Genomic DNA, 21,440 nt, shown 5'->3' on the forward strand with positions numbered 1-21,440 from the left:
GGGGACAGCGCGTCCGGCTGCTTCGGTTCTTGATGTTCGGGTTAAAGAATGAAAATCCTGGTGCCAGTGAAAAGAGTGGTCGATTACAACGTGAAGGTCCGCGTGAAGTCGGACAACACAGGCGTCGACATCGCGAACGTGAAGATGTCGATGAACCCGTTCGACGAAATCGCGGTGGAAGAAACCGTGCGCCTGAAGGAAGCAGGCGTGGCGACTGAAGTGATCGCCGTGTCGGTGGGCGTTGCGCAAGCGCAGGAAACGCTGCGTACGGCGCTCGCGATCGGTGCGGATCGCGCGATCCTCGTCGAATCGAACGATGGTGTCGAGCCGCTGGGCGTCGCGAAGATCCTGAAGGCGCTGGTCGACAAGGAACAACCGCAACTGGTGATCCTCGGCAAGCAGGCGATCGACGACGATTCGAACCAGACCGGCCAGATGCTGGCCGCGCTGGCAGGCCTGCCGCAAGCGACGTTCGCATCGAAGGTCACGGTGGCCGACGGTAAAGCAACGGTCGCACGCGAAGTCGATGGTGGCGCGGAAACGCTGTCGCTGTCGCTGCCGGCCGTCATTACGACCGACCTGCGCCTGAACGAGCCGCGTTACGTGACGCTGCCGAACATCATGAAGGCGAAGAAGAAGCCGCTGGAAACCGTGAAGCCGGAAGACCTGGGCGTCGACGTCGCGCCGCGTCTGAAGACGCTGAAGGTGGTCGAGCCGCCGAAGCGCGCAGCCGGCGTGAAGGTGCCGGACGTGAAGACGCTGGTCGAGAAGCTGAAGACCGAAGCCAAGGTGCTGTGAGAGGGAGCGGAAAGAAATGACGATTCTGGTGATTGCAGAACACGACAACGCGTCGATCAAGGCCGCGACGCTGAACACGGTGGCGGCGGCAGCGAAGATCGGCGGCGACATTCACGTGCTGGTCGCGGGCCACAATGCGCAAGCGGCTGCCGACGCGGCAGCGAAGATCGCAGGTGTTGGCAAGGTGTTGCTGGCCGACGCGCCGCAACTCGAAGCGGGTCTCGCGGAAAACGTCGAAGCGACCGCGCTGAACATCGCGAAGGACTACTCGCACATCCTCGCGCCGGCTACGGCCTACGGCAAGAACATCGCCCCGCGTATCGCCGCGAAGCTGGACGTCGCGCAGATCTCGGACATCACGGCGGTCGATTCGGCCGACACGTTCGAGCGCCCGATCTACGCGGGCAACGCGATCGCGACGGTGCAGTCGAGCGATCCGATCAAGGTCATCACGGTACGTGCGACGGGTTTCGATCCGGTGGCGGCGGAAGGCGGCAGCGGGTCGGTCGAGAAGATCGAAGCGGCAGCCGATGCCGGCAAGTCGCAGTTCGTGAGCCGTGAAGTGACGAAGCTGGACCGTCCGGAACTGACGAGCGCAAGCATCATCGTGTCGGGCGGCCGCGGTCTGGGCAGCGGCGAGAACTACACGAAGGTGCTGGAGCCGCTGGCGGACAAGCTGAGCGCGGCGCTGGGTGCCTCGCGCGCGGCAGTCGACGCGGGCTACGTGCCGAACGACTATCAGGTCGGCCAGACCGGCAAGATCGTCGCACCGCAGCTGTACATCGCGGTCGGCATCTCGGGTGCGATTCAGCATTTGGCCGGCATGAAGGATTCGAAGGTGATCGTCGCGATCAACAAGGATCCGGAAGCACCGATCTTCAGCGTGGCCGACTATGGCCTCGTTGGCGATTTGTTCACGGTCGTGCCGGAACTCGTCGGCCAACTGGGCTGACGCGCGCAATATCGTGACGTCGAATTTTGGTGACGCACCGCGGCCTTGCTTCGTGAACAGGCGGCGACGCCACCGGGGATCGTTCAGGCCGACGCCCCGATCACGAGCGCACGCAATGCCGCGATATCACCGGGCGGAGGAGCCGAGATGACTGCAGCGAAACATTCTCTGCGAGCAGCAATCTGGAAATGGTTGGGCTGCGGCGCTGCCGGGCATTTTCGTCTCTCGCGTATCGGCCGATCGGATGAAAGCCGGTGGCGTTGTGTGCGAGTCGACATCGATTGCCCGTCCGGACCCTTGTCGATCGTGTTCTTTCGTCACGACGACGGGGCGTGGCACGTTTATCCTCCCGACCGAACGCGCGCGGCGATCGGCGGATCGCGCTATGCCGGCCAGTTTCTCTTTGACGTACATGAACCAAGAAAAAATCTTACGCGTGTTTAGCGCGTCGGCGGTGCGCGCACGATTGCCGGTGACCGACGTTTGTCGATTGAATGAAGCGCAAATTGAATGGGAGATCGAGATTGGGACAATCTCTGAATAGCGTCGGCGTGGTAGGCGCGGGCGCCATGGGGCGCGGTATCGCACAAGTTTGCGCGGTAGCCGGCTGCGACGTAAATTTGTTCGATGTGAATGACGGCGCGGTGACGCGGGCCGTTTCGGCGATACGCAACGATCTGATGCGGTCGGTCGAACATGGGCGGATCGAGCAGCGCGACGCGGACGCCGCGCTGCAGCGGATCACCGGGGCAGCCAGTCTGGCAGAAATGGCCAGGTGCGATCTGGTCGTGGAGGCGATCGTCGAGAACCTCGGCATCAAGCAGCGGCTGTTGCAGGATCTGGAGTCGATCGTGTCGCCGTCGTGCATTCTGGCGACCAACACGTCGTCGCTGAGCGTGACGTCTATCGCATCCGGTTGTGTGCAGCCATCTCGCGTGGCAGGGTGGCACTTCTTCAATCCGGTTACGCGGATGCGACTGGTCGAGATCGTGCAGGCGCCCCGAACGGCAACGGAAGCGATCGATGCGCTGGTCGAGTTGTCGCGGCGCATCGGACATCGGCCGATCGTTGTGCCGGATTCGCCGGGTTTCGTGGTCAACCATGCGGGCCGTGCCTTCGTCACTGAAGGGCTGAAGCTGCTCGCGGAAAAAAACGCCGAACACTCGGTGCTGGATGCGATCCTGCGCCAGTGCGCAGGGTTCCGCATGGGGCCGTTCGAGCTGCTGGATCTGACCGGGCTCGACGTGTCCGTTCCAGTGATGGAATCGATTCATGCGCAGTACTACGGCGACGATCGCTACCGACCTGTGATGCTCGCACGCACGCGCCTCCACGCGGGTCTGTTGGGTCGGAAGGCGGGACAGGGTTTTTACAACTACGACGGCAAGCCGGCGGCGGCACATGAGCAGCAGCAGCAGGGGGTCCCGGTGGTTGACTTCGCGGTGTGGTGGCCGACGGAGGGGGGGGCGGCGTTGCCCGAAACGGTTGTGCCGTTGCTGTCGCAGGCGACGCGTGCGGCCGACTTGCATGCCGCCGATGTGGTCCTGATCGCGCCACTGGACACGGACCTTTCAACTGCGATTGCGAATTTCCGGCTCGATCCGAGCAAGGTCGTCGGGATCGATCCCGTGTTCTGCGGGACTTCGGGCGTGACGTTGATGACCTGCCCGGGAACAGTGAAGTCGACGGTAGTTCGCGCGCAGGCGATATTTGCAGCGCAATCGATTCCCGCGTTTGTCATTTCGGATTCCCCTGGATTCGTTGCGCCCCGAGTGGTGGCGTGCATTGTCAACCTCGCTTGCGAAATGGCCCAGCAGGGCATCGCGTCACCGGAGGATATCGATGTATCGCTGCGTCTCGGCCTCGGTTATCCGACGGGGCCGTTCGAGTGGGGCGATGCGCTCGGCGCACATCGGGTGCTCGACGTCCTCAGGGGACTTTACGAGACCTTCGGGGATCAGCGATACCGACCGTCGCCGTGGCTCGTCCGGCGTGCACGTCTCGGTCTGCCGTTGACGTCACCGGAGCGGGCCGCTGCCTGACGAACATCGATCGACGGACGACGGACTGCTCCGGCCGTTCCGCGTACTGTGCGTCGCGCAACCGGAAATAAAACGGGAGGAGACTGATGATGAAACTGCGATTTGCGCTTACATGGACGCTCGCCGTCGCCGTGGCGATGCCGGGCGCCTTTGCGGCTTCGTCGGGAGAGCCGCTGAAGGTCGGCGTGATTGTCGATATGTCCGGCGTCTACTCGGGCATCGGCGGAACGGGCGGGGTGGCGGCGGTCAAGATGGCCGTGCGCGATTTCGGCGGTAAGGTACTCGGCAGGCCGATCGAAGTGCTGTCTGCAGACTACCAGAACAAGGTCGATATTACGGCGACGCGCGCGCGGCAATGGTACGACAGGGATAACGTGTCGATGGTGATCGAATCGACCGATTCGGCCTCGGCGCTCGCGCTGCAGAAGCTGGGCATGGAAAAGCGCAAGGTGACGATCTTTGCTGGCTCGGCAACGACGGAGCTGACCGGCAAGCAGTGTTCCCCGTACGGCGTGCACTATGTGTACGACACCTATGCGCTTGCGAACGGGACGGCCCGGGCGGTGGTATCGGAAGGTGGGAGACGCTGGTTCTTCATCACGGCCGACTACGCATTCGGTCATTCGTTGCAGTCGCAGGCCACGCAGGTTGTCACGTCGATGGGCGGACAGGTCGTGGGAAGTATCGACCACCCTCTGGCGACACCGGACTTCGCGTCTTTCCTGATGCAGGCTCAGTCGTCGACGGCCCAGGTCATCGGGCTCGCGAACGCGGGGCGCGACACGCAAAATGCGATTCGTCAGGCTGCCGAGTTCGGCATGATGATCGGCAAGCAGATCGTTGCACCGCTGCTGATTTTCGATGGCGATCTGAAGGGCATCGGCCTGAAGACGGCTCAGGGTCTTCAGTTCACCACCGCGTTCTACTGGGACTACAACGATCGGACGCGCGCGTTCGCGAAGGCATTCAACGCCGAGACCGGCAAGATGCCTACGATGGTCCAGGCGGGCATGTACTCCGCCGTAACTCACTATCTCCAGGCCGTTCAGGCGGCGGGAACGGTGGACAGCGATGCGGTCATGGCGAAAATGAAGGCGATGCCGATCAATGATTTCTTTGCCCGGGACGGCCGTATTCTGGCAAACGGCCTGATGGTGCACGACATGTATCTGGCCGAGGCGAAGAAACCGTCGGAATCGAAGGGCGAGTGGGACCTGCTGAAGATTCGATCGGTGATCCCGAAGGAAACGGCGTTCCAGACGCTCCAGCAGAGTGGGTGCCAATTCACCGCACACTGAGCGAGCGTACGTTACAGGCGCGTGCACGGTATGCCGTTCAGGAAGCAGCACTGCACATCATGTCGGACTCGACTCGGCACATGTCCGTCGAAACGACATCTGATGTAGAGACCGCAGACAACGATGCATCGCTGTCGCGTGAACGTGATCATGTCGTGGCGCGAGGAGCGGGCGTCGCACGTCGGTGAAAGCCCGTTGCGCATGTCCGTGCCGACCGCATTGGAGCCCGAAAGCCGAATCCGGGCGTCACTGGCATGTTCATTGCAATAAGAGTGTGATTTCAACTTCTCGATGCGACGCCACGTCATGAGTACACAAGCCTTTATCTGCGATGCAATCCGTACGCCGTTCGGCCGCTATGGCGGCTCGCTTTCTTCCGTGCGCGCCGACGATTTGGCCGCGATTCCGATCAGGGCGCTGATGGCGCGCAATCCTGGCGTCGACTGGGAGGCGATCGGCGACGTGCTACTCGGCTGCGCGAATCAGGCCGGTGAGGACAACCGCAACGTCGCGCGCATGGCGAGCTTGCTCGCCGGCCTGCCGCTCGGCGTACCGGGCGCCACGATCAATCGACTGTGTGGCTCGGGCCTCGATGCGGTGGGCAGCGCGGCGCGCGCGATCAAGTCCGGCGAAACAGCGTTGATGGTTGCTGGCGGCGTGGAAAGCATGAGTCGCGCACCCTTTGTCATGCCGAAGGCGGAGTCGGCTTTCAGCCGTGCGAACGCGGTCTACGACACGACGATCGGCTGGCGATTCGTCAACAAGCTGATGAAGGAGCAGTACGGCGTCGATGCGATGCCGGAAACGGCGGAGAACGTTGCGGTCGACTACAAGATCGGGCGCGACGCTCAGGATCGGATGGCGCTGGCATCGCAGACGAAGGCGCTGGCCGCGCAAAAGCGCGGGTTCTTCGATAGCGAGATCACGCCTGTCTACATCCCGCAGAAAAAAGGCGAGCCGCTGGTCGTGAAGCAGGACGAGCATCCTCGCGAGACGTCGTTCGAAGCCCTTGCGAAGCTCAAGGGTGTCGTGCGGCCTGACGGCAGCGTGACGGCCGGAAACGCGAGCGGCGTCAACGACGGAGCCTGTGCGTTGCTGCTGTCCGACGAGCGCGCGATCGCCCAACACAGTCTCACGCCCCGTGCTCGGGTGGTCGCGATGGCAACCGCAGGTGTGCCGCCGCGCGTGATGGGTATCGGTCCGGCGCCGGCGACGGAGAAGGTACTGGCACTGGCCGGATTGCGGCTCGACGAGATCGACGTGATCGAACTCAACGAGGCGTTCGCCGCACAGGGGCTGGCCGTGTTACGCCTGCTGGGCCTGAAGGACGATGATCCCCGGGTAAATCCCAACGGCGGGGCGATTGCACTCGGTCATCCGCTCGGCGCATCGGGCGCGCGTCTCGTGACGACGGCAATCAATCAGTTGCACGCCACGAGCGGTCGCTACGCATTGTGCACGATGTGCATCGGGGTGGGTCAGGGCATCGCATTGATCCTGGAGCGCGTCTGAGTGCGATCGGATACGCGTAGCGAATTCGGCTGAAACCAGCGAGTTAATTTCGCGCGCCGACCACGCGGCGTTCATGTAACACACGCGCCGCTCATCGTTGGCTCATCGCCGGCGTGACATCGAGCGTTGGTCCGCATATTCGCTGCGCGGCAACGAACGATCATTTTTCTCAAGGAGCAGAAGTGATGCTGATAGGTGTGCCCGTCGAAACAACGCCGGGCGAAGCCCGCGTCGCCGTTACCCCGGAGACGGCTAGGAAACTGCAGGATCAGGGATACACGGTGCGCGTGGCTTCCGGTGCAGGGCTGAGGGCCAGCTATACCGACGACGCTTATCGGGCCGCCGGCGCCGAGATCGTGGATCATGCGGCTGCGCTCGGCTGCGAGGTTGTGCTTAAAGTCAGATCGCCGCTCGACAGCGAACTCGCCGCTTTCGGCATGGGGGCCGTGCTGGTCGGGATGCTCAATCCGTTCGATGCAGCCGGTCTCGAACGGCTCGCCAAAGCTGGCATCACGGCGTTCGCGCTCGAGGCCGCGCCGCGAACGACTCGCGCGCAAAGCCTGGATGTGCTGTCGAGCCAGGCGAATATCGCGGGCTACAAGGCTGTCATGATCGCCGCCGATCGATATCGGCGCATCTTCCCGATGTTGATGACGGCAGCGGGGACCGTGAAGGCGGCGCGGGTCGTGATTCTCGGTGTCGGGGTTGCCGGGTTGCAGGCCATCGCGACGGCAAAGCGCCTGGGCGCTGTCATCGAAGCGAGCGACGTGCGTCCGAGCGTCAAGGAGCAGGTGGAGTCTCTGGGGGCGAAGTTCATCGACGTGCCCTACGAAACGGCGGAAGAAAAAGAGGCCGCGGAGGGTGTCGGCGGATACGCGAGGCCGATGCCGGCCTCGTGGCTGCAGCGTCAGCAGGTTGAAGTGGCCAGGCGTGTCGCGGCCGCCGATATCGTCATCACCACGGCGCTGATTCCCGGGCGACCCGCGCCGGTGCTGGTGACCGAGGCGATGGTGGAATCGATGAAGCCGGGTTCCGTCATCGTGGATCTCGCGGCGGCCCAGGGTGGCAATTGCCCGCTGACCGAGCCGGGTAGCACTGCGGTTCGGCATGGGGTGACGATCGTCGGCGAAACGAACCTGCCTGCGCTGGTCGCCACCGACGCCAGCAACCTGTATGCGCGCAACGTACTCGATTTCCTGAAACTGATTCTACCGAAGGGCGGCGGCGTGACGATCGATCTCGAGGATGACATCGTTGCCGCCTGCCTGGTTGCCCGGGACGGAATGGTCATGCGCGATCAACCTGCTCCCGTCCGTTCAACGGCGGAAGCTTCGACCACGAACTGAGAATCGCCATGGAAGCTGTCAGCCACATCATCACTAACCTGATCATCTTTGCCCTGGCCATCTATGTCGGCTATCACGTCGTCTGGAATGTGACGCCCGCACTGCATACGCCGTTGATGGCCGTGACCAACGCGATCTCGGCAATCGTTATCGTCGGCGCGATGCTCGCGGCGGGACTGACATCGAGCGGTCTCGGCAGAACCGCTGGCGTGCTCGCGGTTGCGCTCGCGGCGGTCAACGTGTTCGGGGGCTTCCTCGTCACGCGACGGATGCTGGAAATGTTCAGGAAGAAAGACAGAAAGACGACTGAAAAGGCGGGGGCGTAACGATCATGAGCATGAACCTCGTTACCTTGTTGTATTTGCTGGCCAGCATCTGTTTCATTCAGGCGCTGAAGGGGCTGTCTCACCCGACGACGGCCATTCGCGGAAACGCATTCGGCATGACCGGCATGGCAATCGCAGTACTGACCACCGCGGCTCTGATCGTGAAGCTCGCCGCCACGCCGACCGGGCTCGGGCTCGTGCTGCTCGGTCTGCTCCTGGGGGGAACCGTCGGCGCCCTGATGGCGTATCGCGTGGAAATGACCAAGATGCCGGAGCTGGTGGCGTTCATGCACAGCATGATCGGCTTGGCAGCCGTCTTCATCGCGGTGGCCGCGGTGACGGAGCCTTGGGCGTTCGGCATTACGCCTGCGCCGTTGGCTGCGGGCGCGGGGCTAGACGGTCTCGCGCATCCGTCGATCCCGACCGGCAACCGGCTCGAGCTTTTCCTCGGAGCGGCGATTGGCGCGATCACGTTCAGCGGATCGGTGATCGCGTTCGGCAAGCTCAGCGGTAAATACACGCTGCGCGTATTCCAGGGCGCGCCGGTTCAGTTCAAGGGGCAGCATTTTCTGAACCTCGTGCTGGGACTGACCACGATCGCGCTCGGCCTGACGTTCATGGCGAACGAAAGCTGGTCCGTGTTTCTGTTGATGCTGGCATTCGCGTTCGTGATGGGCGTGTTGATCATCATCCCGATCGGCGGCGCAGACATGCCGGTGGTGGTGTCGATGCTGAACAGCTACTCCGGCTGGGCGGCCGCGGGCATCGGCTTTTCGCTCAGCAATCCGATGCTGATCATTGCCGGATCGTTGGTGGGTAGCTCCGGTGCGATTCTGTCCTACATCATGTGCAAGGCGATGAACCGGTCGTTCTTCAACGTGATTCTGGGCGGGTTCGGCGGCGAGGCCAATGCCGATGTCGGCGGGGCCAAGGAACAGCGTCCGGTCAAGAGCGGCAGTGCGGATGACGCCGCGTACATGCTGTCGAACGCGGAATCCGTGATCATCGTTCCGGGATATGGCCTGGCGGTCGCGCGTGCGCAACATGCGATCAACGAGCTGTCTCAGAAACTCACGGAAAAGGGTGTGACGGTGAAGTACGCGATTCATCCGGTCGCGGGGCGCATGCCCGGTCACATGAACGTGCTGCTCGCGGAAGCCGAGGTGCCGTACGACAAGGTGTTCGAGATGGAGGAGATCAACGGCGAATTCTCGCAGGCCGACGTCGCGATCGTGCTCGGTGCCAACGACGTGGTGAACCCGGTCGCGCTGGAAAAGGGCAGTCCGATTTACGGTATGCCGATCCTCGATGCATACAAGGCGCGAACGGTCATCGTCAATAAACGTTCGATGGCTGCCGGATATGCGGGGCTCGACAACGAGTTGTTCTATATGGACAAGACGATGATGGTTTTCGGCGACGCGAAGAAGGTTGTCGAGGACATGGTGAAGGCCATCGACTAAACGGGCCGACTGACACGGACCTCGCTCCGGTCCGCATCCGTGTCCGAGTGATCAGGAGGGGAAAATGTTTGGTTCGACGCTGGTACAAAGGCATGTCGGCAACACGTCGCTGACGGCCGAATTTCACGAAGGCTCGGGACGACTTCGCATATCGTCGAACGGCGTGCTGTCGCACGAATTCTTTCCGCCCCAGTCATGGATGATCGTGGCCACGAGCGCCGGTGCAAGCAATTGGGGCACGCGCCCGAGCAAGACAGACCTTCTGCATGTCCTCGAGCAGTTCGACGGATGACGCGAGACGGCGGTCTGCGATTCCGGGTTACGCGTCGCATTGGGCGCCGTCTCGCCATCGCGCAGTTCGTCCGTTTATTCAGAGAGATCGATGACAAATTCAGCTGTCGTGCATAGTGACGCAGCGCAACAGCGCGAATCCATGGAATACGACGTCGTGATCGTCGGCGGCGGCCCCGCCGGGCTGTCGGCGGCGATCCGGCTCAAGCAGCTGGCCGCCGAGAAAGGCACCGAGATCGGCGTGTGCGTGCTCGAGAAGGGTTCCGAGATCGGCGCGCACATCCTGTCGGGCGCGGTGATGGACCCGCGCGCGATCAACGAACTGTTCCCCGACTGGAAGGAACGCGGTGCGCCGCTCGACGTCGAGGTGACGGAAGACCGCTTCCTGTTCCTGTCCGAGAAGAGCGCGGTCACCACGCCGAACTGGGCGCTGCCCGCCAACTTCCTGAACCACGGCAACTACGTGATTTCGCTGGGCAACGTCACGCGGTGGCTCGGCCAGCAGGCAGAGGCGCTCGGTGTGGAGATCTTCCCGGGCTTTCCCGCGGCGGAGATTCTCTACAACGACGACGGCTCGGTCAAAGGCGTCGCCACCGGCAACATGGGCGTGGGCAAGGACGGCGAGCCGACCGAGAACTTCCAGCTCGGGATGGAACTGCACGCGAAGTACACGCTGTTCGCCGAAGGCTGCCGCGGCCATCTCGGCCGGCAGCTGATCTCGAAATTCAAGCTCGACGCGAACGCCGATCCGCAGGCGTACGGGATCGGCATCAAGGAACTGTGGGAAATCGATCCGGCCAAGCACAAGCCGGGCCTCGTGATCCACACGGCCGGCTGGCCGCTGAAGTCCGATACGTACGGCGGCTCGTTCCTGTATCACATGGACAACAACCAGGTCGTGGTCGGCTTCGTGGTGGGCCTGGGCTACACGAACCCGTACCTGTCGCCGTTCGAGGAATTCCAGCGCTACAAGACGCACCCGTCGATCCGCGCATTCCTCGAAGGCGGCAAGCGCGTGTCGTACGGCGCGCGGGCGATCACGGCCGGCGGCCTGCTGTCGCTGCCGAAGACGGTGTTCCCGGGCGGCGCGCTGATCGGCGACGACGCGGGTTTCCTGAACGCGTCGCGGATCAAGGGCAGCCACGCGGCGATCAAGACCGGCATGCTGGCGGCCGATGCGGCATTCGACGCGGTGCAGGCCGGCCGTCAGTCGGACGAGCTCACCGCGTACCCGGATGCGTTCAAGCAATCGTGGCTGTACACGGAGCTGTACCGCGCGCGCAACTTCAAGCAGTGGATGGCCAAGGGCCTGTACCTGGGCACGCTGATGGTCGGGCTCGAGCAGAAGGTGATGGGCGGCAACGTGCCGTGGACGCTGCATCACCAGCATGCGGACCACGAGATGCTGAAGCCGGCGTCGCAGTGCGAGCCGATCGCGTATCCGAAGCCGGACGGCAAGCTGACGTTCGACCGGCTGTCGTCGGTGTTCATCTCGAACACGAACCACGAGGAGAACCAGCCGGCGCACCTGACGCTGAAGGATGCGAGCGTGCCGGTGAACGTGAACCTGCGTACCTACGCGGGGCCGGAGGCACGCTTTTGCCCGGCGGCGGTGTACGAGTTCGTGAAGAACGACGACGGCAGCGATCGCCTGGTGATCAACGCGCAGAACTGCGTGCACTGCAAGACCTGCGACATCAAGGACCCGACGCAGAACATCGTGTGGGTCACGCCGGAAGGTGGTGGCGGGCCGAATTACCCGAACATGTAGCGCACCATCGAAACGAGAGCGGTCGTGACGCGAAATCGGCGGTCCGTGCCAGTTCGGTACGGCTTCCGAAGTGGAAGGCACAGGCTACTTCCGAGGGTATTCCCGATGCCCGGGGCCTTGCCTGGCGGGAGTCGCTGGAATGGACATCTGTCTTTTTCAAGGACACATCTGCCGCGTTGTCTGCACACGTTCCTTTCGCATCTCCGTCGACTTCGATGATCAATGAAGTCGCATCTTGCCAGGTGCCTTCCGATCGGAGCCGCATGGACACGGGCCCCGGCTCCTTCGCTTCAAGATCACGTTCGCCCGGCGTCGGCGCCGTGCGGGTCGCCTGGAACACCGGCCTGATGCTGGCATGGGCATTGCATTATCCGTGCTACTTGACGTGCCGCTGCAGGGCTGCGGATTCAAGCACAGGGCCGATGCCACCGAGGTCGCGGACGGTTCGTCGTTCGCGCAGACAGCCGGCGGCATTCGAGGTCGAGCGATAGCAGTAAAAAAAACAGGAGACAATCGATGCACCACCTTCCATTTTTCGAAACCGCACACCGCGACGCGCGGCGCGGGACAGATCACGCTCCCCATGCGCGGCCATCGGTGATCCGCCTTTCGATTGAGTGAACGCCGTCCCGAACGTTGACGGCCGTTCGTTCGGCGCGTCCTCTATCCCAACGATCGAAAAAGAGGTATCAAAGTCATGGAAGGCTTGATTTCGGCTGGCGTTATCGGGCTGAGCCTGGGCACCCAGTATGCATTGATCAGCATCGGGTTCACGCTCATATTCGGCATCATGGGCGTGGTGAACTTCGCTCATGGCGGTTTCTACATCCTCGGCGGTTACATCGCCTATTCGCTGTCCCAGTCCATGGGCGTGCCGTTTGCGGCAGCGGTGCTGATCGCCGCGTTGGCCACGGGCGCGATCGGCTATCTGGTGGAGGTCGTGGTTGTGGAGCGGAATGTCTCCGACCATTTGGCGACGATGCTGATGACGTTGGGCATCTATCAGATCATCACGACCGGCATGACGGCCGCCTATGGGGCCGAGCCGATGAATTTCCCGTTCCCGGTGACCGGCTCGCTGCGCGGTCCTGGTTTCTATATTCCTTACGCAAACCTGATCGTCTTCGGCGTGTGCGCGCTCGCGATCGGCAGCGTCTATTACCTCGTCTTCAGGACCCGATACGGTATCGCGCTGCGTGCGATGGCGGACGACAGTCCGGTTGCGCGCGCACAGGGGATCCGGCCCGCACGCATGTTCCCGCTGGCGTTTGCCATTGCAACGGCACTGGCGGGGCTCACCGGCGCACTCGTCACACCGATTCTTGCGTTGGAGCCTTCCAGCGGAGATGCCGTGCTCGGCAGGGCGTTCATCGTTGTCGTCATGGGCGGACTGGGCAGTGTCGGCGGTGCCACGATCTCCGCATTCGTCGTCGGCCTCGTGGAGGCTTACGCGAGTGTCTATCTCGGTGGTTCCCAAGGCGCGCTCGTGCTGTTCGTGATCGTGATGCTGATCCTCTTGATTCGCCCGCAGGGGCTGTTCGGTACCGTTACACGCAAGGCCTGAATTATGAAAATGACCCATCGTCGCCGTGACTTCATGCTCGACATATCGGGCGTGATCGTACTGCTACTGCTTCTCATCGTACCCTTCGCGTCAACGGACCCGTTCATGTATTCGCTGGCCGGTCAGTCCGCCATCGGCGTGTGCGCCGCGCTTGGCATCTACATCATGCTGCGGCTTGGGCTCCTGTCGTTCTCCGCGCCGTCTTTCATGGCGCTCGGTGGCTATGCCGCCGCCATCGCGGCGAATGCCGGTACGACGAACCTCATTCTGCTCATGCTCATCAGTGCGATCGTGCCGGCGCTCGTGGCGCTGCCGCTCGGGGCGTTGGTCCTCCGACTCAAAGGCGTGTACTTCATTTTCATTACGTTCGTCTTCAACGAAATACTTCAGATCGTCATCTTCCAAACGCCGACATTGACGGGCGGTGCGAACGGGATCACGGGTGTCCCGCCAGCATTGCTATTCGGGATGGGTGCCACGTCGCCGGCGACGGTCGTCGTCGTCACTGTTGCCATTTGCATCGTTTCCGCGTTGTTTACGCTCGGCATGACGCACGTTCTCCGGCCCGAGTTCTCGTCGATCGAGGAGAACGAGACGCTCGCGGAAAGCCTTGGCGTTGCTCCCTGGAAATATCGCACCATCGGCTTCGTTACCTCGGCCGCCGTGTCCGGACTGGCGGGTTTCGCACTCGTCAACATGCTTTCGACCGCCCATCCGAGCTCGTTCACCACGTGGTCGGTGAACAGCTACATCGCGTATGTCTTCGTCGGGGGCCGCGGATCGTTGCTGGGTGTCGTGGTGGGCAGCCTTCTGCTTATCACGATGAACGATGTTTTCAGCAGCTACGCTCAATTGTCGTCCGGATTGTTCGGGCTGCTGCTCGTCATCGTGATGATGATTGCACCCGGTGGCATCGTGGGAACGCTGACGAACGTGTTTGACAAGATGAGGGGACGCCATCGCGGCGTACTTCAACCGCGTATCGAGGATCGCCGAGCATGAGTTCGCCTATTGATATTTCAAAACAGAGCAACCGAGCGCCCGTGCCGGCGACATTGCAAGTCGAAGCGATCACCAAGCGATTCGGCGGCCTGCGCGTATTCGAAGGCATTTCGTTCGAAGTGCCGGCGGGCGACGTGCTTGGCGTGATCGGCCCGAACGGCGCAGGCAAGACTACGCTGATCAATGTCATGAGCGGCATGCTGCCGCCGACGTCGGGACGCATTTTGCTGGGCGGGCAGGTCATCTCCGGGATGCGGTTCTACAACGTGGCACGTCTTGGCGTCGCGCGCAGCTTCCAGCAGACCAACACGTTCAAGAGCGCGACGGTCGAAGAGAATCTGTTTCGTGCGCAGCGCTTCAGCACCTCCCATTCGAATGCAGATCTCGGCATCGAAGGTTTGCTGGACGAGTTCGGTCTTGCACAGCACCGTTGCGATCCGAGCGACAAGTTGCCGTATGGACTCCAGAAAATGTTGGGCCTCGTGATGGTGCTCGCTTCGAGACCCCGTTTTTTGCTTCTTGACGAGCCGGCCGCAGGGCTGGAGGCCCGGGAGCGGCCGCAGGTGGACCGCTTCATCGAGCATGCGCGCAGCGTGCTGGGCTGCGGCGTCATGATCGTGGAGCACGACATGGATATGGTCAAGCGACTGTGCCCGCGCATTGTCGTGCTCGAGGCGGGGCGGCTTCTCGCCGAGGGAGCGCCGGGCGATGTGCTTTCCCGTCGTGACGTCATCGAGGCCTATCTGGGCGTGAGTGAGGATTGAAAATGCTGAGCATCGAGAAACTGGTCGTTCGTTATGGCGGCATCGTGGCCCTCCGGGAAGTGTCGATCGACGTGGAGGAGGGCGAAACGGTCCTGTTGGTCGGCGCGAATGGCGCGGGCAAGTCGAGCCTGATCAATGCCGTAGTTGGTCTGGTTCCCGCGGTGTCCGGTCAGATCCGTTTTGCCGGGAAGGACCTGGTTGGCGTCTCGTGCCCCGGTCGCGCCCGTCTCGGCATCGGCTATTCGCCGGAGGGGCGCCGGATATTTCGCTCGCTGAGCGTGAGGGAAAATGTACTGGCGGGCACGCTCGGTATTTCGAAGATGCAGGCGCAAGCGAACCTCGAGTGGATGGAGCGGACTTTTCCGTTGCTCGCCGAGCGTGCAGACCAACCGGCCAACCAACTGAGCGGCGGGCAGCAGCAGGTCGTCGCGCTGGCTCGAGCGGCAAGCACGCTGCCCAAATTGCTGCTTCTGGACGAACCATTCCTCGGACTGGCACCCGTCTGGATCGAGCGCATCAGCGAGTCGATTCGGGAGCTGCAGCGTCGCGGCACCACGATTCTGATGACCGAACAAATGGCACGCCCCGCGCTCAAGCTTGTCGACCGCGCGTACGTCATGCGTGGCGGCGAGGTGCGGCGCAGCGGCACGGTCGACGAGATTCGGGATGTCGCACTCGCGGAGGAATATCTTTGAATTCGAATTCACATCAAGACAAGGTGATGCAATGACGAACATGTTTCCGTACCCGCAACTGAAGGCCGGTCGCGATGAGCCTATCATCGATCCCGACCTGCCGATTATCGATTCAGCTCACCATCTCTTTGACAGACCGGCATTGCGCTACATGTTCGAGGATTACCTGGCGGACGTGAACGCGGGACACCGAATCGTCGCGTCCATCTACGTGGAAACGCTTGCCTTCGCACGGAAGGACGGCCCAGAGGTGCTGCGGCCGCTTGGCGAGGTCGAGTTCGCGAACGGGGTTGCGGCGATGAGCGCCAGCGGCGCCTATGGCGATTGCCGCGTCTGCGCGGCGATCGTCGGGAACGCGGACCTGCGATTCGGGTCGGCAGTGGCCGAATTGCTCGACCGGTCGCTTGAAGCCGCGCCGGAGCGATTCCGGGGCGTTCGGCAGATCACGATCGAGGATCCGAGCGATGCGCCTTTCCGCTATGTCACGAACCGGCCGGCGCCCGGAATCATGAAATCCCCGGGATTTCGCGCCGGCTTCCAGGAGGTGGCAGCACGCGGCCTGACGTTCGATGCGGCAGTGTTCCATCATCAGATGGCCGACATTTGCGAGCTTGCCGATATGTTTCCCGATACGATCATCGTCCTCAATCACCTGGGCCAGGCGATGAGCATGGACATGGACGCCGACGGCCGTGCCGGCGTGTTCGCGCAGTGGCGATCGGCCGTACGCGAGGTGGCGCGCCGCCAAAACGTGCTGTGCAAGATCGGCGGCCTGGGATTGCCGTTTTGGGGGTTCGGTTTCGAGAAACGCGCGGAGCCGGTCGGCTATCTGGAACTCGCCGATGCGTGGAGGCCCTATGTCGAGACCGTCATCGATGCTTTCGGCGTCGAGCGCTGCATGATGGAAAGCAATTATCCGCCCGATGGTCGATCCTGCGGATTCGTGCCGATGTGGAACGCGCTGAAGCATATCGTCCGGGGCGCATCGCCTCGAGAAAAGGCGGCGCTTTTTCACGATACCGCGGCCCGCGTTTACCGCATCGACCTTTCCTGAACCGGGCGTCGTGCGCCGGGGGCGCGCGAGCAGATTGATCGACGCGCCGCACGAACCCGGCGAGAAGATCCACAGTTCAGCCTGCCGTCCGCGCATCGTGGACGGCAGGCGCGATGTCTCAGTGAGATGGAATGCCCGCCGTGGAGCCACCGTCCACGGGCATGACGATGCCCGTGACGAAGCTGGCATCATCCGACAGCAGAAACGCGATGGCGGCGGCAACCTCTTCAGGCTCTCCCTCGCGGCCGATCGGATGCGCCGCGCGAATGCGCTTTTCGTTTTCTGGATCCTCGAACATCACGGCTGTCATCGGGGTGCGAATCATCCCCGGCGCTACGGCGTTCACGCGGATACCGTAAGAGGCAAGTTCGAGCGCCATGGTATGCGTGATGCCCGAGACGCCGAACTTCGACGCGGAGTATGCGAGGCGGTTCGGTACGCCGCGGATTCCCGCCCCCGACGAAACGTTGACGATTGCCGCGGGTGTTTTCGCTTCCGTCGCGACGCGTGCAAATGCCTGGCAGACGTTGAACGTTCCATCGAGATTCACTGACAGGACGCGATGCCACGCCTCCGGATCGAAATCCAGCACGTTGCCCACGCCGCGGATGCCGGCGGAGTTCACGAGCCCGTGAAGCGGGCCGAATCGTCGAGCGGCGTCGGCCACGATGGCGTTGACGTCGTCGCGATTCGACACGTCCATCGCGACGGCGTGGATACGGCTAGTCGGGCCGAATTCCGAGGCGACCTTGTCAACATCGCCCTTGCGTACGTCTGCTGCGACGACCAATGCGCCCTCGGCGAACAGACGTCGAACACACGCCGCGCCAATCCCGCTGCCGGCTCCCGTTACGAGGATCGTTTTCCCTTCAAAACGCTTCATGTCACCTTTTCCTTTTCATATCGAAGCCACCACGTGCGGTCGGGTAACGCGGTCGAGACGCACGGATTCCTGATGTGGTCTCGTTGCTTCGCGATGCCGTGGTGACCGAGAGATTCGCCGAAAGTCTCGCGGTAGCGCGGACGCCCCATACGGCCTTCGGCGATTAATCGCACTATTCGAGGTTCACGGCGTCGCGGGTTCCGACGCAATGGCGATGCGTCGATCCTTTTGTCTCTTTCCGTTCGCGATCACGCCCATCCCGATCGGGAAGGCGAGCTGCTGATTGATTCCGTATTGCGCCTTGCCGCGCCAGCCGCCTTTGCCGAGGTAGCGGGATTCCGGCGTCGTCTCTCGCAACGCGGCCGCGATCTTTTGGCCATCCTGATCGGTTCCGGCTCGCGAGATCGCACGCAGAAGATGCTCCGCGGCGAGTGCGGACGGATAGAACAGCGTGTTATCTGGCACCTTCGACTTCATCACGCGCTCGTAGTCGGCATTCAGACGCTGGATGCCGGGGTCGTCCAGCGGAGCGAGTTCGAGCCAGTAGAACGCCTTCTGGGTTGAAATGTCTCCCACGGTGTTCAGCACCACCTCTGCGCCGCTGCCGAGGTCACCGAACGCGCCCGTGTATCCGGCGCCTAGCATTTGCTTGACTAGGACGCCAGCTTCACCCGGCGGCATCGGTCCGAACTCCACCGATTCGGGGCCCATGCTCATCAGGCGGGCCACGATGGGCGCGAAGTTCGTGGTGCCGCGTTGATAGAATTCGAGCGTCGCCTTGGCACCGGCCTTTTCGTACTCCTGGACCAGTGCTTTGCCTGCATCGGTGCCGCCCTGGTCGTTCGGTGCAACAACGATCACCTTGTTGAATTTGAACTCGTCCCTTGCGGCTTTCACGACATAGGCACCCCAGACCTGCGGCGTGAGTGATACCGCGAAGGCGAGCGGATATTGCGTGTTGATGACATCCTTCGCGTACGAGTGCGCGAAATTCACGATGCCGTACCGCTTCGCGATGGGCTTGAATCCCGCCAGTTCGACCGACGGAACCGGGCCCACAGCCGCATGAACCCCCTGGCTCGCGAAATAGTTGGCGGCGGCCGCTCCACCGGCAGCGGTCGCTTGCGAGTCGTAACTCGTCGGCACCACCTTGCACTTGCGGTTGCCGACTTGCAGGCCGCCATTGGCATTGGTATAGGCGGCCTCGAACTCGACGGCGGCTTTCTCGGCGAGGCCCTGCGACGATCCACCGCCGCTCATCGGGCCGAGCACGCCGATCTTGACTTCGCACGATTGTGCTGCCGCCGGCGTGCAAACCGCCCAGGATGCGGCGAGCGTCGCTGCGCAGGCCGCCGCTTTGGCCGTGTTCCAATGTTTCGCCATCAAAGTCTCCTTCTGGTAGTTATCTATGGGTGCAAGTCCGGAAAGGGCGCTACCTCATCCGAACACCCGAATCGGCCCGAAATACCTAGCGCTGGGCGCGAAAAAGATTGGTTTCGTGATTCGACCGAAAACGGATTGCCGTTTTTCGGCCTGGCGATAACCGATCTGGCAGTAATGAAGCAATTGCGATGCCAACGGGCGCCGGATGTGCTGCCGATCTAAGGAGAAGCGTCGCACGCAGGCGCGCCCGGTGTGATTCGACCGTCGCTGATACGGACAACTGTGTTTTCCGACGACATGCGCGAGCAATCGCGATGTCCCGGCGATCGTGCGATCGCCGTGGCGGCGTATGGGGTGGCGCCCGACGAAGCTGGTACGGAACCTGCAATCGATTCGCGCCTGAGCGGAATGAAACCGCGACGCGGCATATTTTGGAAAAGGGGCTGTACATGAAAGTCGGGTATATCGGTTTGGGCGCGATGGGGGCGCCGTTGGCGCAAAGGCTCATCGGCACATACGACCTGTGCGTCTGGGATATCAATACTGCGGCCGTCGCCGAGTTCGAGAAGCTCGGTGCGGGCGTCGCGTCATCCGCGGCTGAGCTGGCGCATCGCTGCGACGTCCTGATGCTGTGTCTGCCGCGCACGGAGAACGTGCGGCAGGTGATCTTCGGCGCACAAGGGCTGGCGCAAGGGCTGACGCCGGGAAAGATCATCATCGATCAGACGAGCGGTGTGCCGGAGCAAACCCGGGACATCGCACGCCAATTGGAGGCAAAGGGCGTCGCGATGATCGACGCGCCGGTGGCGGGCGGTGTGGCGGCCGCTCGCGCGGGCAAGGTGACCATCATGGTCTCCGGTTCCGACAGTGCCTATCAGACAGTATCGCCGATCCTGCATGCAATCAGTTCGAACGTCTTCCGATGCGGGGAGCGGGTCGGCGACGGGCAGGCAATCAAGCTGGTCAACAACGTGATGAACGCGGCATGCCGCCTGGCGACGCTGGAAATCGTCGCGATGGGAAGAAAGTCGGGACTGCCGCTCGCGACCTTGACTGACTTGCTCAACAAGAGCACGGCTCGGAACCGCATCACGGAGACCATGTTGCCGGCCATTGTCGAAGGCAGGGCCGCGACCAACTTCGCGCTTCCCCTGATGGTGAAGGACGTTCGTCAAGCGATCGAACTCGGCATGAATGCCGGTGCGCCGATGCCTGTGTCAAGCATCGCGCTCGGCTTGCTGCAGACCGGCGTCAATACGTTGGGGCAGGATGCCCGGCTCGAGGATGTCGTCAAGCTGATCGAGTCGATGGCCGGCACGCGGCTGCGTGATGATGCGATGTCGGCGTCGGCGTCGGCGTCGGCGTCGACGGCAGCGACGGCAGGGCGGGACGAGCTGACGATCGGCTATGTCGGGCTTGGCGCCATGGGCGCTGCGCTGGTGCGGCGTCTGATGAAGTTTCGAAAGGTGCAGGTGTTCGATGTGCGGCCCGATATCGTCCGCGATCTCGAAGCCGACGGCGCGGTCGCGGCGTCGGACTTGCCCTCGCTGGCACGCGACTGCGACGTCATCATGATTTGCGTGCCCGACTCGACAGTCGTCCGAGAGGTTGTGTTCGGAAAGGGGGGGTTAAGGGAAGGCCTCGCCGCAGGCAAGGTCGTCATCGATCAGACGACGGGCGATCCGTCCGTCACGCGACAGACGGCAGAGGAACTCAGGGCGCTGGGCGTGGCGCTAGTGGACGCGCCCGTTTCAGGCGGTCCGAGCGGCGCGCAGGCAGGTACCGTGGCGATCATGTGCAGCGGGGCGCAGGACGTGTGCGCACGCGTGCGGCCGCTTCTCGAATCCATCAGCCCGAACGTGGTGTATTGCGGCGAAACCGGATATGGGCATATCGCCAAGCTAGTCAAGAACGCATTGGGTGCGTGCAATCGGCTGATCGCGTATGAAGCCGTGGCGATGGGTATCAAAAACGGCCTGAAACTCCGGGACATGGAGAAAGTGATCAACAGCGGTTCAGGGTGGAGCGCTACGTTCGAGCGTGTCGTTCCTGTTCTCGCGGCGGGCGGCCGGTCGGCGAGCCTGCGGCTGGAACTCATGGTGAAGGACCTTCGGCTTGCATGTGAGACCGCCATGAATTGCGGGGCGCCGATGTTGATTGCGAATGCGGTCCGTAATGCGGTCGAGGCCGGAGCGAACGAGCTTGGGGGAGACGCCAATATCGACGAACTGGCCAGGCTGTTCGAAGCGCGGGCGGGGATCACGTTTGCCGCTGCATGAGCGGGCCATTCTGCGCG

19 protein-coding genes are annotated in these 21,440 nt (G+C 62.6%); 17 read left to right on the forward strand and 2 right to left on the reverse strand.

Annotated features, from left to right (window positions below; all coding sequences use genetic code 11):
- Positions 1 to 48: 48 nt before the first annotated feature.
- From G3N98_RS01310 to G3N98_RS01385, 16 genes are all read left to right on the forward strand, one after another.
- Positions 49 to 798: an electron transfer flavoprotein subunit beta/FixA family protein gene (locus G3N98_RS01310; protein ID WP_206146939.1), complete on the forward strand. Its 750-nt coding sequence runs from the start codon at positions 49 to 51 to the stop codon at positions 796 to 798.
- A 16-nt stretch (positions 799 to 814) separates the two neighbouring features.
- Positions 815 to 1,750: an electron transfer flavoprotein subunit alpha/FixB family protein gene (locus G3N98_RS01315; RefSeq protein ID WP_206146940.1), complete on the forward strand. Its 936-nt coding sequence runs from the start codon at positions 815 to 817 to the stop codon at positions 1,748 to 1,750.
- 524 nt (positions 1,751 to 2,274) lie between these two features.
- A complete protein-coding gene (locus G3N98_RS01320; RefSeq protein WP_241025680.1) occupies positions 2,275 to 3,792 on the forward strand; it encodes a 3-hydroxyacyl-CoA dehydrogenase in 1,518 nt (505 codons plus the stop codon).
- Between the two features lie 89 nt (positions 3,793 to 3,881).
- Positions 3,882 to 5,090 carry an ABC transporter substrate-binding protein gene (locus G3N98_RS01325; RefSeq protein ID WP_206146942.1) on the forward strand — a complete coding sequence of 403 codons (1,209 nt, stop codon included), beginning with the start codon at positions 3,882 to 3,884 and terminating at the stop codon, positions 5,088 to 5,090.
- A gap of 306 nt (positions 5,091 to 5,396) precedes the next feature.
- Entirely contained in the window at positions 5,397 to 6,602 is a 1,206-nt protein-coding gene (gene pcaF, locus G3N98_RS01330; RefSeq protein WP_206147027.1) for a 3-oxoadipyl-CoA thiolase, read from the forward strand.
- Between the two features lie 185 nt (positions 6,603 to 6,787).
- Positions 6,788 to 7,948, forward strand: a complete 1,161-nt coding sequence (locus G3N98_RS01335) for a Re/Si-specific NAD(P)(+) transhydrogenase subunit alpha (RefSeq protein ID WP_206146943.1) — start codon at positions 6,788 to 6,790, stop codon at positions 7,946 to 7,948.
- A gap of 8 nt (positions 7,949 to 7,956) precedes the next feature.
- Positions 7,957 to 8,274 (forward strand): NAD(P) transhydrogenase subunit alpha, encoded by a 318-nt coding sequence (locus G3N98_RS01340; RefSeq protein ID WP_206146944.1) that lies wholly within the window; start codon positions 7,957 to 7,959, stop codon positions 8,272 to 8,274.
- 5 nt (positions 8,275 to 8,279) lie between these two features.
- Entirely contained in the window at positions 8,280 to 9,737 is a 1,458-nt protein-coding gene (locus tag G3N98_RS01345) for an NAD(P)(+) transhydrogenase (Re/Si-specific) subunit beta (protein WP_206146945.1), read from the forward strand.
- Positions 9,738 to 9,801: 64 nt separating this feature from the next.
- Entirely contained in the window at positions 9,802 to 10,029 is a 228-nt protein-coding gene (locus G3N98_RS01350) for a hypothetical protein (protein WP_124905847.1), read from the forward strand.
- 90 nt (positions 10,030 to 10,119) lie between these two features.
- Positions 10,120 to 11,799, forward strand: a complete 1,680-nt coding sequence (locus G3N98_RS01355) for an electron transfer flavoprotein-ubiquinone oxidoreductase (protein ID WP_206146946.1) — start codon at positions 10,120 to 10,122, stop codon at positions 11,797 to 11,799.
- 355 nt (positions 11,800 to 12,154) lie between these two features.
- Complete coding sequence (locus tag G3N98_RS01360) at positions 12,155 to 12,400, forward strand: hypothetical protein (protein WP_206146947.1); 246 nt, start codon at positions 12,155 to 12,157, stop codon at positions 12,398 to 12,400.
- A 96-nt stretch (positions 12,401 to 12,496) separates the two neighbouring features.
- Positions 12,497 to 13,363: a branched-chain amino acid ABC transporter permease gene (locus G3N98_RS01365; protein WP_206146948.1), complete on the forward strand. Its 867-nt coding sequence runs from the start codon at positions 12,497 to 12,499 to the stop codon at positions 13,361 to 13,363.
- Between the two features lie 3 nt (positions 13,364 to 13,366).
- Complete coding sequence (locus G3N98_RS01370) at positions 13,367 to 14,365, forward strand: branched-chain amino acid ABC transporter permease (RefSeq protein WP_206146949.1); 999 nt, start codon at positions 13,367 to 13,369, stop codon at positions 14,363 to 14,365.
- Positions 14,362 to 15,129, forward strand: coding sequence for an ABC transporter ATP-binding protein (locus G3N98_RS01375; RefSeq protein ID WP_206146950.1), 768 nt, complete (start codon positions 14,362 to 14,364; stop codon positions 15,127 to 15,129). The genes G3N98_RS01370 and G3N98_RS01375 overlap by 4 nt, the downstream gene beginning before the upstream one ends.
- Before the next feature lie 2 nt (positions 15,130 to 15,131).
- Positions 15,132 to 15,824 (forward strand): ABC transporter ATP-binding protein, encoded by a 693-nt coding sequence (locus tag G3N98_RS01380; RefSeq protein WP_206146951.1) that lies wholly within the window; start codon positions 15,132 to 15,134, stop codon positions 15,822 to 15,824.
- A 31-nt stretch (positions 15,825 to 15,855) separates the two neighbouring features.
- The gene (locus tag G3N98_RS01385) at positions 15,856 to 16,878 is read left to right on the forward strand and encodes an amidohydrolase family protein (protein ID WP_241025681.1); all 1,023 of its coding nucleotides are present in this window, start codon (positions 15,856 to 15,858) and stop codon (positions 16,876 to 16,878) included.
- Between the two features lie 118 nt (positions 16,879 to 16,996).
- On the opposite strand, the gene G3N98_RS01390 is transcribed toward G3N98_RS01385, so the two are convergent.
- A complete protein-coding gene (locus tag G3N98_RS01390; RefSeq protein ID WP_206146952.1) occupies positions 16,997 to 17,761 on the reverse strand; it encodes an SDR family NAD(P)-dependent oxidoreductase in 765 nt (254 codons plus the stop codon).
- Between the two features lie 183 nt (positions 17,762 to 17,944).
- Positions 17,945 to 19,144: an ABC transporter substrate-binding protein gene (locus tag G3N98_RS01395; protein ID WP_059623748.1), complete on the reverse strand. Its 1,200-nt coding sequence runs from the start codon at positions 19,142 to 19,144 to the stop codon at positions 17,945 to 17,947.
- A 449-nt stretch (positions 19,145 to 19,593) separates the two neighbouring features.
- On the opposite strand from G3N98_RS01395, the gene G3N98_RS01400 reads away from it, so the two are divergent.
- A complete protein-coding gene (locus tag G3N98_RS01400; protein ID WP_206146953.1) occupies positions 19,594 to 21,423 on the forward strand; it encodes an NAD(P)-dependent oxidoreductase in 1,830 nt (609 codons plus the stop codon).
- The last annotated feature ends 17 nt before the right edge of the window (positions 21,424 to 21,440 follow it).

This window comes from Burkholderia sp. Tr-20390, from assembly GCF_017104595.1.
GTDB lineage: Bacteria > Pseudomonadota > Gammaproteobacteria > Burkholderiales > Burkholderiaceae > Burkholderia.